We start from the raw sequence: 16,797 nt of genomic DNA, 5'->3' as shown, positions 1-16,797 counted from the left end.
CACCTACTTCCTCAGTTTTGGATCCAGGGCATCCTGTAGTCCATCACCTAATACATTAAATGCAAACATGGTAAAGGATATGAAAAACGCTGGAAAGAACAGTGTCCACCAATTACCAGATAAAATCGCTCCCAGCGAATCATTAGCCATTACACCCCAACTCGCATACGGTGCTTGTATACCAAGGCCGAGAAAACTCAGAAATGCTTCTGCGAAAATAGCACTTGGAACAGTTAATGTCATCTGGACAATAATTGGCCCCATCGTATTTGGTAGCAGGTTTTTCCGGATAATCCGAGGCGTCTTGGTGCCGAACGACTTGGAAGCGAGGACAAATTCATAGTTTTTAATTTGCAGCACTTGCCCTCGCACAATTCGAGCCATTCCAACCCAGCCTGTTACAGTTAATGCGATAATAATCGTGGTCAAACTTGGACCGAGTACTACTAACAAAAGGATTACGACTAGTAAATACGGCAGACCATATAGCACTTCAATAATACGCATCATAATATTATCTGTGCGGCCACCTTTATATCCAGATAATCCCCCATAGATAATCCCAATCGATAGATCAATAAGAGCAGCCATTAAGCCAACAAACAAGGAAATGCGGGCTCCATACCATGTACGTGTAAATACGTCCCGCCCTGCATTATCTGTTCCAAACCAGTGATCAGATGAAGGTGGCTGGTATTGGTTTGGCAAATCCTGCTTGTTCACCTCATATGGAGATAGAATTGGACCAAATATTGCGAAAAGTGTAAGTAAAATAAGGAAGAGCAAACCGGCCATGGCCAATTTGTTTTTTACTAGTCTCCGCCACGCATCCTGCCAGTAAGACAAAGATGGACGAGCAACCGTTTCAGCAGCGTCGGTATCTTTCCCCTTCCATTTGAACCATTCATCAGGGATTGTTCCAGGAGATTGCTCCATTTTGTTTGGTTCCATGTTATGCTCCCCCCTTCTTGTGCAGCTTAATTCTAGGATCTAAAATACCGTATATGATATCTACTAGAAAGAGCATAAATATTAAAAAGCCACTATAAAACACAGTTGTTCCCATAATAACTGGATAATCCCGCTGGTTTATACTTTCCACAAAATACCGCCCCATGCCAGGAATAGCGAATATTTTTTCGATGACAAACGTTCCAGTTAAAATACCTGCAAGCAATGTCCCCATAATGGTTACCACAGGCATTAAGGCGTTTCTCAACGCATGCTTTAAGACAATTTTCCATGGCGAAAGCCCTTTTGCTCTTGCCATTTTAATATAATCCTGTGTAAGTACCTCTAGCATAGTGGAACGCGTGAGACGAGCTATAATTGCCATTGGCCCTGTTGCTAGTGCAATGACAGGTAATATCATATGTGCTGGGCTTGACCAGGTAGCTGGAGGAAGAATGTTCCAATCAACGGCCAGTTTTTGGATTAGTAATGTGGCAAGCACGAAGTTTGGAATTGAAATACCGAGCACTGCTAAACTAATTGCCAGATAATCAATGATACCGTTATGTCGTAAAGCCGCAAGAATTCCAAGAATAATACCGGAAAGTAAAGCTACCACAATCGTAATAATCCCAAGTTCAAACGATATAGGGAATCCTCTTCCAAGCAATTCATTTACCGTTTGGTTCGGTTGTTTAATCGATGGTCCAAAATCAAAGGTTACAATGGATTTTATGTATAAAAAATATTGGACATAGTAAGGCTCGTCAAGATTATAATGCGCTTCTAAATTTGCTTGTACCGTTTCATTTGTATTCCGTTCACTGTTTAGTGGCGAACCTGGGATCGTGACCATAAGAATAAAGGTAAGCGTAACAATGACCCAGAGTGTAACAGCCATAATCAGTAATCGTTTTGCTATGTATTTCAACATTAGCGCCTGCCCCCTCTAGGAAAATGTTGTATTCATGGCCAGCTCAGTCATAACAAGCATTGCCTGGTATGCTTCCTTGATATCCTTAGCCTCATAACGCACAATGGTCGTCCCTGGCTCTATTTCGGTACCTGGCATCAGGTTAGCCCATTCCGCCTGTCCAAAGTTCGTAAACTCTATCCGAAGTACCGGACGATCTGGTGGAACGAGCGGCTGTATTTTCTGCCTATTCTGTAGTGCTGTTTTTACTTGTTTTGTTAAGAGTTCCCCTGCCTTTTTCGGCGAAAGACTTTTAACCGAAGAACGAGAAATCGATGTCTTCACTGCGGCAGTGGTAATACCTTCAACGAGTTCTTCAGCTTCTTTTGCCGCCTGATCATCTCCAGCAACCATTAGTAATGGAACATTATAGTAGCCTGCTAAATAGGCATTCAATCCCATTTCTCCGATCACATGGTCATTAATAAAGAAGTTCCGAACGGCATGAATCATTGCATGTGACATGACACCAAATTGCCCTGCTCTGGCATGGTAACCAATAAACATGGCACCATCAAAGGAATCGTCAAGCCCTTGCATCATGGAATAAGGTTTTACTTCTCCGGTGATCAAATAGGCTTCTGGGTGAAGAGCTTCAATTAATAAGTTATTCATTTTAGAATGGCTGTCATTAACCACAACCTCTGTGCATCCCTGTTGGAACGCTGATTCTATGACATAATTTGTTTCATCGGTCATGATCTTTCTAGCGCGCTCATAGTTATGCTTACTGGAATCAACATATGTATAATCAGGTAGACCAGTAATTCCTTCCATATCTACCGATAAATATAACTTCATGCTGTCTGCCCCTTCTTTTTGTATTGTTAGTAATTTTCTTTCAATTTTAACATACAATTAATAAAATTTAAAGACGGAATTGTGACAAGATTGGTCTTAATGCAACAATTAGTAGTTTGTTCTATAAGAAAAAGGGCAGGCACCTAATAGCTAATTTGAGCATATAAAAAAACACACACTTACCCAGCATTTAGTAATAAATAGCCTGTGATTTAAAATGCCGAATATACTGAATATTAGATATAAAAATTTCTTGCAGGTACACAAAAAAAGCAGAAGAATAGGTTCCTCTGCTTTACGTTTTTGGATCTAGTATTTGATTATATGAGGGGTTGAGCACTATTAAGAAAGTTTAGCTACATAGCCATCTTCTTGAAAGTCTTCCTGTGCAAAGGCTTCAACTGAATCACCATTTTCGTCTACTCGATCAATATCAGCACCAAGTGAAGCAAGTTTTCCAGCAAAGTTTACATAGCCACGATCAAGATGCTTTAATTCCGTAATCCTTGTATAACCGTCTGCGCGTAATCCAGCTAAGATCAGAGCAGCAGCAGCACGAAGGTCTGTAGCAGCTACTTCGGCTCCTTGCAGGTCACTTGGGCCTTCAATAAATACACTGCGCCCTTCAATTTTCATTTTTGCATTCATACGACGGAATTCTTCTACATGCATAAAGCGGTTTTCAAAAACCGTTTCCGTAATAACACTTGTACCTTCTGCGCATAACATGAGTGACATCATTTGGGATTGCATATCCGTTGGGAAGCCTGGATGTGGCAATGTTTTAATATCCGTTGCTTTCAGTGACTTCGGTCCAATTACCCGAAGGCCGCCGTTCTCTTCTTTTACAGTTACTTCCATTTCCTGAAGTTTTGAGATAACAGAACGTAAATGTTCACTTTCAGCATTTTCAATTAGAACGTTACCTCCAGTGATAGCTGCTGCAACCATAAACGTACCAGCTTCTACTCTGTCAGGAATGATTGCGTGTTCCGTACCATACAATTTTTCCACGCCTTCAATGCGGATCGTTTCTGTTCCTGCACCTACTATTTTCGCGCCCATTTTATTCAGGTAGTTAGCTAAGTCTACGATTTCTGGTTCTTTTGCACAGTTTTCAAGAATGGTCTTTCCATCAGCAAGAGCAGCTGCCATCATGATATTTTCTGTGGCACCAACACTTGGCATATCGAGGTAAATTTTAGCACCTTTAAGACGCCCATTTACATGCGCTTCTACAAAACCATTTCCTACATGTACTTCTGCTCCCATTGCCTCGAAGCCCTTTAAATGAAGATCAATTGGACGTGATCCAATAGCACAGCCACCTGGCATTGCTACATTTGCATGGCCATAACGTGCTAGCAATGGTCCAAGCACGAGTACAGATGCACGCATTTTTCTTACGTATTCAAATGGTGCTTCCGTCTTTAATCTTTTTGAAGCATCTACTGTTACAGTATTATTATCAAAGTGTACTTCAGCATTCATATTGCTTAATACTTGGTTTATAGTATATACATCAGCTAGTTCAGGGACTTCTGTAATAACACTTTTCCCTTCGCTTGCAATAAGGCTTGCGGCTAGAACAGGTAATACGGCGTTCTTCGCACCTTCCACTTTAACGGTGCCGTTCAATTGGTGTCCGCCTCTTACGATGATTTTTTCCATATTTCAAATCTCCTTCAGATCCAATTTCATAATATTAATATTCATTTATTAGGATAGGTGTTCCTATCGTGTAAGTAAGATGTCCTTCTGCATTCTCTGTAACAGCTACTTGTATGTTCATTGTTGCGTTTTCTAGACTAATTTTCTGGGTCCATAGTGGTGTATACCCGTAGAAAATAAAATTATGCGATAAATTTTCGTTGTTGTCGAATTGTACTGTTTCTTGTTGAATGTTAAATGTTTTTGTTAAATCTTTGAAAAAATAATCACTACCAATTATAGCATCATCTATAACAGTTAGACAAGCGAATGTTTGTGCCATATTCGTGAAATATTTATTCTTTACTTTCGTTATCTTCTTCACGTACAATTCCTTCACGGTTTCAGACCAATCCCTGCCTTCTATTACTGCGATGAGTTCTGCTTTGCCACTATGCACAATTACATTATAATATACGTTTAACTTGCTAGAATTCTGCGTGTCAGCAAGTGAATAGTTTGTACTATTTTCTGTTTCCTTTTTTGTTGCTTGTAAACCCTCTTTTTTCATTTTTGTCATCATTTCACTAGCATCTTCTTCTGAAATCTGTTCCCGGACTGTTACGCTCCAGTCATCTATAGGTAATTTGATAGTTTCTGTATAATCGGCTATATCAAGTAATGCATCGTTGTACTCGGCCACGGTAACTGTCTTTGTTGTTAATAGTAAAATAAATAATAGAATTAGTGCTGTTTTCCTCATAAAAAAAACCCCCGTATTCAAACTATAGTATCTATAGTATGTACAGGGGAATCTACTAACATACAGTACAATTTACGACAATATACAAGATTACTAGTCTTCTATACTGTCATCCTGCTTAGAACAGGTAGATCAGGTCGCTTGACCATTGAAGAATTTCAAGAAAGAACCGACTGACTCCAGCCCCAACTACAATGGTTACAAGCAGCAATAGTACTCTCGCTTCTGCTGCTCTTCCTTTTCTAATTAGCGGGTCAAAGTTTATCGCCTGAACTACTCTCCAAGTCAAATAAATGAATATTAAATGAGATATCATACTAAATATTGCCAACTGTCCTATTGAAAACATATATACCACCTTATATAGCTATTTGGTTCCCTACCATCAATTTATTTCCGGCAATTTCCCGGGAAATACGACATAATAAAGCACAAGACAATCTTACAGGATCGCGGAGACGATTTCCAGTTAAGAGTAGAAGAACTGTGAACTGCTGTCACTGACGACAGGCGCTTGCCTGAAAAACTCGCCTTCGTCAGCAATGTGTATGTTCTTCTTACACTTTAAACTTCAAATTTAACTACGCTTTGATTGCTTCTTAGCTGAAATTCTATACAAACCTAGCATTTTACAAAGTTAAAATCCCTCACAACTTATATGTCGCGAGGGATCTTTATTTTAATATGCTTATTGACCAACGTCCAAGCGATTTAATGCTCTTTTGAGTGCTAATTCTGCCCGTTGGAAGTCAACATCGTCCTGCTTAGACTGTAATCGGCCTTCTGCACGAGATTTCGCTTCTTTTGCTCGTTCTATGTCGATATCTGCAGGCAATTCAGCAGATTGAGCAAGTATGGTTACTTTATCAGGTCTTACCTCCATAAAGCCACCGTTAATAGAAAGCCTCTCTATCCCATTGTCACGCTTCAATCGTACAGCGCCAATTGATAATGGGGCGACGAGTGGAATATGGCCTGGTAGAATTCCAAGCTCGCCAGTTTCTGCTTTACAGCTAACCATTTCAAAGTTATCTTCCAGTACTGGACCATCAGGAGTAACAACACTCACAGTTAGTGTTCTCAATGTAACCCCTCCTTAAACCGACAAGGAGTACGTACGATAACCATATTTTAATGGCTTCTCCTCTTCCTTGCCTATGTCTTTATTGCATGCCTTGTGCTTTTTCAACTACTTCTTCAATGCGCCCAACTAAACGGAATGCGTCCTCTGGAAGGTCGTCATATTTTCCATCTAGAATTTCTTTAAATCCTTTTACCGTTTCTGCAACTGGTACGTAGGAACCTTTTTGTCCTGTAAACTGTTCCGCAACGTGGAAGTTTTGGGACAAGAAGAATTGCACACGACGGGCACGGGAAACGACAAGTTTATCTTCATCGCCTAGTTCATCCATACCAAGAATGGCAATAATATCCTGTAATTCCTTGTAACGTTGAAGTGTACGCTGAACTTCACGTGCTACTTCATAATGCTCATCCCCTACAACCTCAGGGTCAAGAGCTCGAGAAGTTGATGCAAGCGGATCTACCGCAGGATAAATACCTTGTTCAGATAATTTACGATCAAGGTTGGTTGTAGCGTCTAAGTGAGCAAACGTCGTAGCTGGTGCCGGATCTGTATAGTCATCCGCAGGTACATAGATTGCTTGGATAGATGTTACGGAACCTTTATCAGTAGAAGTAATACGCTCCTGAAGCTGTCCCATTTCAGTCGCAAGTGTTGGTTGGTAACCAACCGCTGATGGCATACGGCCAAGTAGGGCTGATACCTCAGAACCTGCCTGTGTGAAACGGTAGATATTATCCACGAAGAATAGTACGTCTGCACCTTGTTCATCACGGAAATATTCAGCCATTGTTAATCCTGTAAGTGCTACACGCATACGTGCACCAGGTGGCTCGTTCATTTGTCCGAAGACCATTGCTGTTTTAGCAATAACGCCTGAGTCCTTCATTTCAAAATAAAGGTCATTCCCCTCACGGGTACGCTCTCCAACTCCTGCGAATACAGATAGTCCACCATGCTCCTGCGCAATATTATTAATAAGCTCCTGGATAAGTACTGTCTTACCAACACCGGCTCCACCAAACAAACCGATTTTACCACCCTTAATATATGGAGCAAGTAAATCTACAACTTTAATTCCTGTTTCTAGAATTTCTGTTTGTGTTGAAAGATTTTCAAACTTTGGCGCCTCACGGTGAATCGGATTAAGCTTAATGTCATTAGCCAAAGGCTCATCAAGATCAATATTTTCACCAAGGACATTAAATACACGACCAAGAGTTGCTTCCCCTACAGGGACAGAAATTGGTCTTTCTAGGTTCTCTACTTCCATACCACGCTTCACACCATCTGTAGATGACATGGCGATAGTACGGACACTTTTATCACCGAGATGAAGTGCAACTTCCAATGTTAGGTCGATCGCTTGAATGTCGCCTTCCGCCTCTGATTTCACTGTTAACGCGTTATAAATAGCTGGAAGCTGTCCGTCTTCGAATTTTACGTCAACGACTGGTCCCATTACTTGAGTAACGTGTCCTTTGCTCATCGATTTCCCTCCTATCTTACTTGAAAGAACCCTGTTTGATTTCCATTACAAAGCTGAAATCCGGGTACCTTTTTGCGATATATTTCTTATTGGCTATCTATTCAAGTGCTGCTACGCCACCAATAATTTCTGTGATTTCTTGTGTGATTGCTGCCTGACGTGCACGGTTATAAGATAATGTCAGATCACCAATTAGCTCATCGGCATTATCTGTAGCACTTCTCATTGCTGTCATACGTGCAGCATGCTCACTTGCCTTCCCATCAAGCAGAGCGCCGTAAATTAGGGCTTCTGCATATTGTGGTAAAAGCACGTTCAAGATCTGCTCTTGATTTGGTTCATACTCGTACTCACTTGTTGAGCCGGTTGCTTTCAAATCCGTAATTGGTAGCAACTTCGTAGTTGTTACCTGTTGAGAGATAGCACTTACGTAATGGTTATAGAATATGTTCAGTTCATCAATTTCCCCATCAATGTACATTTGCACTGTTTCTGAAGCAAGTTCTTTAATTTCTGAAAAATTAGGTTGGTCTGCTATGCCAAGAATGCTCTTCGCTACAGGTATACCTCTTTTTCTACAAAAATCGTACCCCATACGCCCTACGGCGATAACTGTGTATTCATCTGTGGACTGATGGTTTTTTTGAATTGTTTGATACAGATTCCTTAATACACTACTGTTGTAGGCACCAGCAAGTCCTCTATCCGAGGTGATAACAAAATATCCCGTTTTCTTGACTTCGCGCTTTTCCAACATAGGATGCGATGCGTCTGGGTTATTTGCCGCAATGCTTTTCACCACTTCTTGTATCTTTTCACCATAAGGAACAAATGACTTCGCATTAAGTTCTGCCTTACTCATTTTAGAGGCAGATACCATTTCCATTGCTTTGGTAATTTGCTTTGTCTTTTTGGTGGAATCAATTCTACCTTTTATATCTCTAAGTGATGCCAAGCTCTTTCACCACCCTTTCATAACAGAGATAGACACAGGTAGGAGGAAAAAAGCGTGATCATACTTCCTTCTCCAAACACTGCCTGTGCTACATCTGTTCGTTATTTAAAAATTACTGTATTCCATTTAACTACTCTGTAGGTAGAAATGTCTTTTTAAATTGATTAATTGCATTGTTCATATCTTCTGCTTCTGGTAAGTTCCCTGTTTCACGGATTGATGTAAGCAATTCCTTGCCATTTTGATCAAGCCATACATGGAGCTCATCCTCGAAGCGTGTGATATCTTCCACTGCAATATCATCCAGGAAGCCTTTCGTTAGTGCATAGATAATCATAACCTGCTTCTCTACAACCAACGGCTTATGTAAGCCCTGCTTCAATACTTCAACTGTTCTTGCTCCACGATTAAGTTTAGCCTGTGTTGCTTTGTCTAAATCTGATCCAAATTGTGAGAATGCTTCTAGTTCACGGAATGAAGCAAGATCAAGACGCAGTGTTCCTGCTACCTTTTTCATCGCCTTAATTTGGGCGGATCCCCCTACACGAGATACGGAAAGACCAGCATTGATTGCCGGGCGGACACCTGAGAAGAACAAATCGGATTGTAGGAAAATTTGGCCATCTGTTATCGAGATAACGTTTGTAGGAATGTAAGCAGAAATATCACCTGCTTGTGTTTCTACGAATGGCAATGCAGTTAATGAGCCACCACCTAGTGAATCATTTAACTTTGCTGCACGTTCAAGTAAACGAGAGTGTAAGTAGAATACATCACCAGGGAAAGCTTCACGGCCTGGCGGACGGCGTAATAATAAGGAAAGTTCACGGTATGCAGATGCCTGTTTAGAAAGGTCATCATAAACAACTAATACGTGCTTTCCGTTATACATAAATTCTTCACCCATTGCCACTCCTGCATATGGAGCAAGATATAACAATGGAGCAGGATCTGACGCACCAGCGGACACAACGATTGTGTAGTCAAGAGCGCCATAGCGACGGAAAGTTTCTACTGTCCCTCTTACTGTGGACTCTTTTTGACCGATTGCAACATAGATACAAATCATATCTTGGTCTGCCTGGTTCAAGATCGCATCAACCGCAACTGTTGTTTTACCTGTTTGACGGTCTCCGATGATAAGCTCACGTTGTCCTCTACCAATTGGAACAAGGGCATCAATTGCTTTAATCCCTGTTTGCAAAGGTTCATCAACTGATTTACGGTCCATTACACCAGGAGCAGCGCCTTCGATTGGACGTGTTTTAGATGTTTCAATTGCTCCTCTACCATCGATTGGTTGCCCGAGAGGGTTCACCACACGGCCTACTAATTCTTCTCCAACCGGCACTTGCATAATTCTACCGGTACGGCGAACTTCATCGCCTTCTTTAATTTCTGTATATGGTCCAAGGATTACGATACCTACGTTACTTTCTTCCAGGTTTTGCGCCATTCCCATAACACCGTTTGAAAATTCAAGAAGCTCCCCGGCCATTACGTTGTCCAGTCCGTGAGCACGTGCGATTCCGTCACCGATTTCAATAACTGTACCGACATCACTTACTTCAATATCTGAATCGAAATTTTCGATTTGCTGTTTAATCAAATTACTGATTTCTTCAGCTTTTATGCTCATACCATTTCACCCCTGTCATCATTTGTTTGCAGTTACAATATTCCGTTCAATTCTTCTTAGCTTCCCACTAATAGAGCCATCATATATCGTGTTCCCCATACGGATTTTGATTCCACCGATTAAGGAAGGATCCACAACATTATGAAGTTGAATGGCGGATCGATTAAAGCGTTTAGCGAACGAAACTTCAAGCTCACTGCGTTCTAAATCCGATAATTCACGAACAGAGTATACTGTAGCTTCTGCAATTCCTTTTGCATCATTTACTAAATGGATAAAATGATCAATAATGGATGGAATGATCTCAACTCGATGTCGTTCTACTAGAAGCTTTAATGTATTTACGACATCTTTATGTAGACCTTGAAACACTTCATCAAGAAATTGTTTCTTCTTCGCATTATGAACACGAGGATGCTTTAGGAATGTATAAAGATCTTTATTACGTTGGAATACTTCCTTGACTGTGCGGAACTCTTCAACGAATTGTTCTACCACAGTTTTTTCATTCGCAAGTTGAAAAAGAGCATCGGCATATCGCTTGGCTGCTACTGCTTCACTCATAGCTCTTCTCCTACCTCTTTAATGTAGTCATTAATCAGTTTCTCCTGATCCTGAGTACTAATTTCTTTTTCGATTACTTTGCTTGCAATTAATACAGATAAGGATGCCACTTTATCTTGTAAAGCCTGAAGGGCTTTTTCTTTTTCGTTCTGGATATCTGCTTGTGCAGCATGCTTTATTCTGTCTGCTTCGGCACGGGCAGCAGCGATGATATCCTGTTCTTGTCTTACTCCAGCGTTTTTCGCGTCTTCAACAATCTTTTGTGCTTCTTGCTTTGTTTGTTTTAATTGCTCAACAGCTTCATTTGATGCTTTTTCTGCTTCTTCCCGACTTTTTTCAGCAGCTTCAATTTCCCCAGCAACGTAATCTTCACGTTTTTGCATCATGTCCATTACAGGGCCCCAGGCAAATTTCCTTACTAGAATAAGCAGGATAAGAAAGAAGAATAGTTGTGTGATCATATCTACAACATGAAAACCACCAAGCGCTGCATTAATCACGGAATATTCAGTGAATGCTTGCACAGGATTCACTCCTTTCACTTGTATTAGTGAATATATAATTTACTAAACACGTTTATTTCATGTTCGGGCACAAACAAGGCGAAGGGTCTATGGAAGATGATCTTCGCCGTTTATTGTCAATCTTTCGTTACATTACCATTAGTGCAATAACTACTGCGATAATCGGCATCGCCTCAACCAAACCTACCCCGATAAACATAGTTGTTTGAAGTTGACCTTTAAGTTCTGGCTGACGAGCAATCCCCTCAACTGTACGACTCACGATTAATCCGTTACCAACACCAGCGCCTAATGCGCCTAATCCTACTGCGATTGCAGCTGCTAAAGCTCCCATAATATAAATCCTCCTCAAAATTGTTATATAAGTTTTTTACATAATCTCCAGATCCAGTAGATGGTCTACTAAAACTGGCTAATTACCAAATTAATGCTCTTCACTAACCTTGTGCGACATGTAAACCATTGTCAGCATTGTGAAGATAAATGCCTGAATCCCGCCAATAAATATACTGAATCCTTGCCATGCGAGAAACGGAATTGCTCCCCCAAGGAATCCAAGCCAACTTGACGTTGTCAAACCTACTAGTAAAGCTAACAATACTTCCCCTGCATACAAGTTACCAAACAAACGCAAACCGAGTGTTAGCGTATTGGAAAACTCTTCTACAATCTTAATCGGGAAAAGCGGCCACATTGGTCGGAAATAGTCTTTCACATATTCTTTTCCTCCACGTAGCTTTATTCCATAGAAATGAGTTAGTACAATGACCATTGCTGATAATGTCAATGTAATTCCCGGATCAGCTGTTGGTGATTTCCACCAAAGATCATGTCCAACTACTCCGTTCGTCATAACCCCAAGCATATTTCCGACAAGGATATATGTAAACAGGGTTAACCCTAGCGGAAGAAATAGTTTTCCAGTCTTCCAATCCATCGTGTCATTGATAATCCCTTTCACAAAGTCAAGCACCCATTCCATGGCGTTTTGTGCCCCCGTTGGCTTCATTTGCAGTCTTCTTGCACCAAGGACACAAAGTACAAATACAATGACTGATGTGATAAACATCATCAAGATATTTGATAGATTAACACTTAACCAGGATATACCAAATAAATTCTCAATTATTGGTGCTCCATGATCCACCTTACTCACCCCTCTTTCAAACATTACTCCTTCTTCTTGTACACAGCAAAATCTATCATAATGACGAAATAGGATGTCATTAATCCAATTAGTACGGCAATGACGTGAAAAATATCTTCATAACGAAGAGCGACAATAATGGCTAACGCTGCTCCTGCAAATCGGGAAACAGTGCCTAAACCTCTTGCAGTTTGCTTTTTAGCTACCGCTTCGGTAAAGTCATCTATTTTCTTTTGCAACAAATAGAGGTTATAAAAACTTACAACTGTACCTAGAAGTAGCCCCAAGAAAACACGAGAATACGGCGTAAACCCTGCTCCAAGCACCCATAACGCTAGAAGATAGAACATGTACTTTCGTTGACGTATACTCATTTTCCCATATTGCGACATAGTTCCCTCTTCTCTCGTAAGTTTTCCAATTATACAGTTAGTTTTTCAGGTAAAAGGTCCTCCCTTTAAGAACCTTTGTCGCCAATAATTGTCCTGTGCTGTGATTTTTTCACAATCATTTAACTGAAGTAAAAACGTGTATTTCATCTAGTGCAAGATTATAGGCTTTAAACGGCAGGCTATGTACATTTTGTTATGCAAAAATATAAGTATTGCAAACCTATGAAACCCCTACCATTCTACACTTAGCAAGTGTACAATAGCCCACCCCTATTGTCAATCGGTTTTACGGATGTTTATCCTTAAAATGACATCCAATTTCTGTAGATATTTTTGATAGATTTCTGTTCTCTCCAGAGGTCCTTATTTAAGGAGAAAACAGGAGAATAATTTCTCTTTCAGGCTGTGAAGGTGGAAAATCTTCTTCACTAGCCGATTGGTGAATGCTGTATTCGGAAAACAGCATTTCCAATAGCAGGTTATGGAACATTCGCCAAGTTATGACAAAATTTTTCCTGCCTCTTCTTCTTCGGTAAGCATTCATGGCTTCCTCATGCTGTGGAATTCTTTACGGAATAAAGTATAAGGGTTACGTTTTCCATAAAGCTTCCCCTCCATTATATAGGAAATTCTGTGACTATTAAGTGACATTTTTGTGAACGATGAAAGGAATTCTCCTTTCACCGTTTAATTTCTAATGATTAAGTCTGTCTGATAGCTTTCCGTGGAGCCATCATCCAAGCGAACCGTAATAAGCGCCATGTATTCTCCCGGAGCTCCCAATTGCTTCTTGGTTAACTGTCCTTCATTTTCTCCAGTTTTAACTTCGTCTAATTCCAAAAGGGTTCTTTCAAACATTAAGCTATCCGGATCGTACAAATCCACCTTTGCGCTTTCCGCATTTTCGGCGAGGTATAGTTTATAAATGTAACCCTCTTCTGAAAACGGCTGTAAAGCAAATTCAAATCCCATTGCTTTTGGATTATCCGCTGTTTGGTTTATGAATAAATAAGGAAGAAGATAGCGATTGTCTCCTTCATCTACCGTTAACCAACCTTGATGCACACCTTCTTCTAATTGTTTAGAAGTAATTGCCAGCTGTACCGGGACCGCTTTTTCCTCACCTGGCTTCAGTACGAATCTTTGTGGCAAACTCCATTGTATGCCCCCTTGCTTCTTCGGAATAGTAAACGTGTAGCTTTTTGTTTCATCAGATTGGTTTGTGATAAATAGCTGTTTTGATTTTTCTTCCCTATACGTTGTAAATTTTCCATAGGCTAACGCAGGGTCATTGATTATCGTGGTTGCGTTGATTGCCGCGTCCGGGTCCATCACACCTGATCCCTGCATAATGGGAGCTACAGCTTTATCATCCTGCTGCATTTTCCAAGCGGTCGTCTTTAAAGCACCAATAATCTGGTCATTTGACCAATCTGGATGTGCTTCTTTCATTAAAGCAATCGCTCCCGCTACATGAGGTGCTGCCATACTCGTACCTTGCAGAGCTTGGTAGCCACCTGGAACGGAGCTCATGATATTGGTTCCTGGAGCAAGTACATCAGGTTTAATGTCCCAATTAATTGTGACAGGACCACGTGAACTAAAGTCTGCAACCGAAGCAGGTAGCTCTTTATACTGGGTTTCCAGCTGCAAAGTGCTTTCTTCAGCCATTTGTTGTAGCCACTGTCCGTCTTCCTTGGAAATAGAGGCTACCGGAATGGTAATTGGGGCATCCGCCTTGTCTATAGAACCCTGGAAAGTCCCCTCCTCACTGTTTGCAATGAGTACAGCAATCGCTCCGTCTTTTTCTGCCTGTTTTGCCATGTCATAAAAAGGAATTTCCCCGCGTTGTAAGACAACAATTTTTCTGGACAGTTCTTCTCCCTCTACAGCTATTTTATAAAATGTGTCCAAATTCCATGGTACGGATCCTACCATAGACGTTAGTCCAATCTCTCTGTCTTCCCACCTCGCATAAAGATAGGGATTCTGTTTGGCAGGACTTGTGGCCCCAACGGAGATAGCCTTCGATGCGGTGGCAGGTGAACCAACAGTCCAATCGGCTGGACCGTTATTTCCATTGGCGATGACGACAGCCACTCCTAATGCTGCTGCCCTGTTTACAGCAAGACTTGTCGGATAATCCGGTCCATTCACATTGTTACCTAATGAAAGATTCATCACATCGACGCCGTCTTTTACTGCCTGTTCCATTGCCGCTATTACTTGTACCGATGTACCACTTCCTCCAGGTCCAAGAGCTCGATAAGCATAAATTTCGGCGTCAGGAGCGACTCCTTTTAATTCCCCATCTGCGGCAATAATTCCTGCCACATGAGTTCCATGTAGTGTAGGGATGCCCTGGTTAGCTTGCGTTTCCATGGGATCATCATCAAGGTCTACCAAGTCATATCCTTTTACAAAATTCGCTTGTAAATCAGGATGGTTATAATCTATACCAGTATCTATTACCCCAACCTTTATCCCTTTTCCTGTGTAGCGTGTGTTATTGAAAACTTCTGGATAAACAGCGTCCTTTGGCAAGGCGTCTGCCTTTAGTGAGCTCTTCTTTGTCTTATCAGATTGGTACTGTTGCACCGAGTGAATAGCTTTTACAAAGGGGAGTGCTTCCATTTTGGCAAGTCTTGTTGGGGTTCCTCTGATAGCTAATCCCTTAAATAACATTTCATAAGAAGCAACCACCTCGACATATGGGTGGTGTGCTTCAATATATTCCTTATGTACTTGCGGATCTCCAGTAACCTCAATGATTAGCGACTGTGTATCATCTTTCTCTGCCACGATCGTTTGTGGATATGGTAGCAATAAAACAATAATACTTATAATGGATAAAATATACCGCATTCCCAACCTCTCCTTTCAGATTAGTTTTTGAAAAGAAAGGGAAATTTATGTATATACAACATTGGAAAGTAAACACACTCCGAAAAAAACTACGCTCGTATGATATAGGTAACCTTATTTAAGGATCCCCACTTAGATAGTATGATGGGGGTAATCAGGTGGAGGGTGTCGGTAGCTGCGCTTGAAGTATAATCTTCGTCGGAAAGTTTGACACCTCCCCTTTATAGAATACTCGAATTAGCTGGATGGCACGTGTTGTCGAATATCTAACGAGCATGATTATCTATAAAGAAGTGGAGGATTCCCCTATCTGGTTAATTTTTCATACAGGCGGTGTTAGTGTGCATTATCTAGGTATTGATATTGGTAAAAAGGAGCACGAAGCTGGTCTTATTGACAATAATGGTAAACCTATCGGTAAAAGTCTACGCTTCGCTAACTCTAAACGTGGTAGTGAGAAACTATTAACGTTTATAAACAACCATCAACTTACCATAGAAAATTGTGTTATTGGGTTAGAAGCCACAGGGCATTACTGGCTTTCTATATTCACATACCTAAACCAACTTGGTTTTAAAGTAACAGCATTTAACCCCTTAAGATCGGACGCTTTACGGAACTTCTTCATTCGTAAGACGAAAACAGACGCACGAGATGCTTTTCTTATCGCACAGGTTATACGTATCGATATGCCTGATGCCACGCCTTTTTTAGAAGAGGATTTACTTCAATTAAAACAATTAGAAAGGCTACGTTACTCTCTCGTTGACCAAAGTTCAGATATTAAGCGCAAGATTATAGCTCTTTTGGACCAAGTCTTCCCAGAATATGAAGATATGTTTTCAGAAGTTTTTGGCACATCTTCTTCAGAATTGCTTAAGCATTATCCTATGCCTGAAGATATTCAGGCTATTGATACAGAAACATTGGCTAAGTTTCTAAATAATGCGAGTAAGAATTCATATGGAGAGCGTAGAGCCCATGAAAAAGCAACTAAAAT

18 protein-coding genes are annotated in these 16,797 nt (G+C 40.8%); 1 reads left to right on the top strand and 17 read right to left on the bottom strand.

What is annotated here, in order from left to right:
• Nucleotides 1–3: 3 nt before the first annotated feature.
• The 17 genes from K3T81_RS02210 to K3T81_RS02130 form a co-directional block, all read right to left on the bottom strand.
• Nucleotides 4–951 carry an ABC transporter permease gene (locus tag K3T81_RS02210; protein WP_238017970.1) on the bottom strand — a complete coding sequence of 316 codons (948 nt, stop codon included), beginning with the start codon at nucleotides 949–951 and terminating at the stop codon, nucleotides 4–6.
• A gap of 1 nt (nucleotide 952) precedes the next feature.
• Nucleotides 953–1,885 carry an ABC transporter permease gene (locus K3T81_RS02205; protein WP_036578466.1) on the bottom strand — a complete coding sequence of 311 codons (933 nt, stop codon included), beginning with the start codon at nucleotides 1,883–1,885 and terminating at the stop codon, nucleotides 953–955.
• 15 nt (nucleotides 1,886–1,900) lie between these two features.
• A complete protein-coding gene (locus tag K3T81_RS02200; RefSeq protein ID WP_238017967.1) occupies nucleotides 1,901–2,725 on the bottom strand; it encodes a M55 family metallopeptidase in 825 nt (274 codons plus the stop codon).
• Nucleotides 2,726–3,067: 342 nt separating this feature from the next.
• Nucleotides 3,068–4,396 (bottom strand): UDP-N-acetylglucosamine 1-carboxyvinyltransferase, encoded by a 1,329-nt coding sequence (gene murA / locus K3T81_RS02195; RefSeq protein WP_238017965.1) that lies wholly within the window; start codon nucleotides 4,394–4,396, stop codon nucleotides 3,068–3,070.
• 34 nt (nucleotides 4,397–4,430) lie between these two features.
• The gene (locus K3T81_RS02190; protein ID WP_106898023.1) at nucleotides 4,431–5,138 is read right to left on the bottom strand and encodes a YwmB family TATA-box binding protein; all 708 of its coding nucleotides are present in this window, start codon (nucleotides 5,136–5,138) and stop codon (nucleotides 4,431–4,433) included.
• A 118-nt stretch (nucleotides 5,139–5,256) separates the two neighbouring features.
• Nucleotides 5,257–5,487, bottom strand: a complete 231-nt coding sequence (locus tag K3T81_RS02185; RefSeq protein WP_106898024.1) for a DUF1146 family protein — start codon at nucleotides 5,485–5,487, stop codon at nucleotides 5,257–5,259.
• 339 nt (nucleotides 5,488–5,826) lie between these two features.
• On the bottom strand, nucleotides 5,827–6,222 hold the full coding sequence (locus K3T81_RS02180) for a F0F1 ATP synthase subunit epsilon (RefSeq protein WP_106898025.1): 396 nt from the start codon (nucleotides 6,220–6,222) through the stop codon (nucleotides 5,827–5,829).
• Between the two features lie 79 nt (nucleotides 6,223–6,301).
• Nucleotides 6,302–7,711 (bottom strand): F0F1 ATP synthase subunit beta, encoded by a 1,410-nt coding sequence (gene atpD / locus K3T81_RS02175; RefSeq protein WP_106898026.1) that lies wholly within the window; start codon nucleotides 7,709–7,711, stop codon nucleotides 6,302–6,304.
• Between the two features lie 97 nt (nucleotides 7,712–7,808).
• Complete coding sequence (gene atpG, locus K3T81_RS02170; protein WP_036578475.1) at nucleotides 7,809–8,666, bottom strand: ATP synthase F1 subunit gamma; 858 nt, start codon at nucleotides 8,664–8,666, stop codon at nucleotides 7,809–7,811.
• Nucleotides 8,667–8,796: 130 nt separating this feature from the next.
• Entirely contained in the window at nucleotides 8,797–10,305 is a 1,509-nt protein-coding gene (gene atpA / locus K3T81_RS02165) for a F0F1 ATP synthase subunit alpha (RefSeq protein ID WP_106898027.1), read from the bottom strand.
• 18 nt (nucleotides 10,306–10,323) lie between these two features.
• On the bottom strand, nucleotides 10,324–10,869 hold the full coding sequence (locus tag K3T81_RS02160; protein ID WP_036578478.1) for a F0F1 ATP synthase subunit delta: 546 nt from the start codon (nucleotides 10,867–10,869) through the stop codon (nucleotides 10,324–10,326).
• Nucleotides 10,866–11,393: a F0F1 ATP synthase subunit B gene (atpF, locus tag K3T81_RS02155; RefSeq protein WP_036578480.1), complete on the bottom strand. Its 528-nt coding sequence runs from the start codon at nucleotides 11,391–11,393 to the stop codon at nucleotides 10,866–10,868. Before atpF ends, K3T81_RS02160 begins: the two co-directional genes overlap by 4 nt.
• A 127-nt stretch (nucleotides 11,394–11,520) precedes the next feature.
• Nucleotides 11,521–11,727 carry a F0F1 ATP synthase subunit C gene (gene atpE / locus K3T81_RS02150; RefSeq protein WP_019378207.1) on the bottom strand — a complete coding sequence of 69 codons (207 nt, stop codon included), beginning with the start codon at nucleotides 11,725–11,727 and terminating at the stop codon, nucleotides 11,521–11,523.
• A 90-nt stretch (nucleotides 11,728–11,817) separates the two neighbouring features.
• Nucleotides 11,818–12,540 (bottom strand): F0F1 ATP synthase subunit A, encoded by a 723-nt coding sequence (gene atpB / locus K3T81_RS02145; RefSeq protein ID WP_106898581.1) that lies wholly within the window; start codon nucleotides 12,538–12,540, stop codon nucleotides 11,818–11,820.
• A 23-nt stretch (nucleotides 12,541–12,563) separates the two neighbouring features.
• Complete coding sequence (locus tag K3T81_RS02140) at nucleotides 12,564–12,932, bottom strand: ATP synthase subunit I (protein WP_161464121.1); 369 nt, start codon at nucleotides 12,930–12,932, stop codon at nucleotides 12,564–12,566.
• A 367-nt stretch (nucleotides 12,933–13,299) separates the two neighbouring features.
• Nucleotides 13,300–13,476 carry a hypothetical protein gene (locus K3T81_RS02135; RefSeq protein WP_238017963.1) on the bottom strand — a complete coding sequence of 59 codons (177 nt, stop codon included), beginning with the start codon at nucleotides 13,474–13,476 and terminating at the stop codon, nucleotides 13,300–13,302.
• 143 nt (nucleotides 13,477–13,619) lie between these two features.
• Nucleotides 13,620–15,797 (bottom strand): S8 family serine peptidase, encoded by a 2,178-nt coding sequence (locus K3T81_RS02130; RefSeq protein ID WP_238017961.1) that lies wholly within the window; start codon nucleotides 15,795–15,797, stop codon nucleotides 13,620–13,622.
• 341 nt (nucleotides 15,798–16,138) lie between these two features.
• Between K3T81_RS02130 and K3T81_RS02125 the strand changes: the two genes are divergently transcribed.
• The coding region (locus K3T81_RS02125) for an IS110 family transposase (protein WP_476703937.1) at nucleotides 16,139–16,797 on the top strand (659 nt) is incomplete at its 3' end.

This window comes from Oceanobacillus jordanicus (assembly GCF_022095695.1).
GTDB classification, from domain to species: domain Bacteria; phylum Bacillota; class Bacilli; order Bacillales; family Amphibacillaceae; genus Oceanobacillus_B; species Oceanobacillus_B jordanicus.
This window is presented reverse-complemented; position numbering and strand designations above follow the sequence as displayed.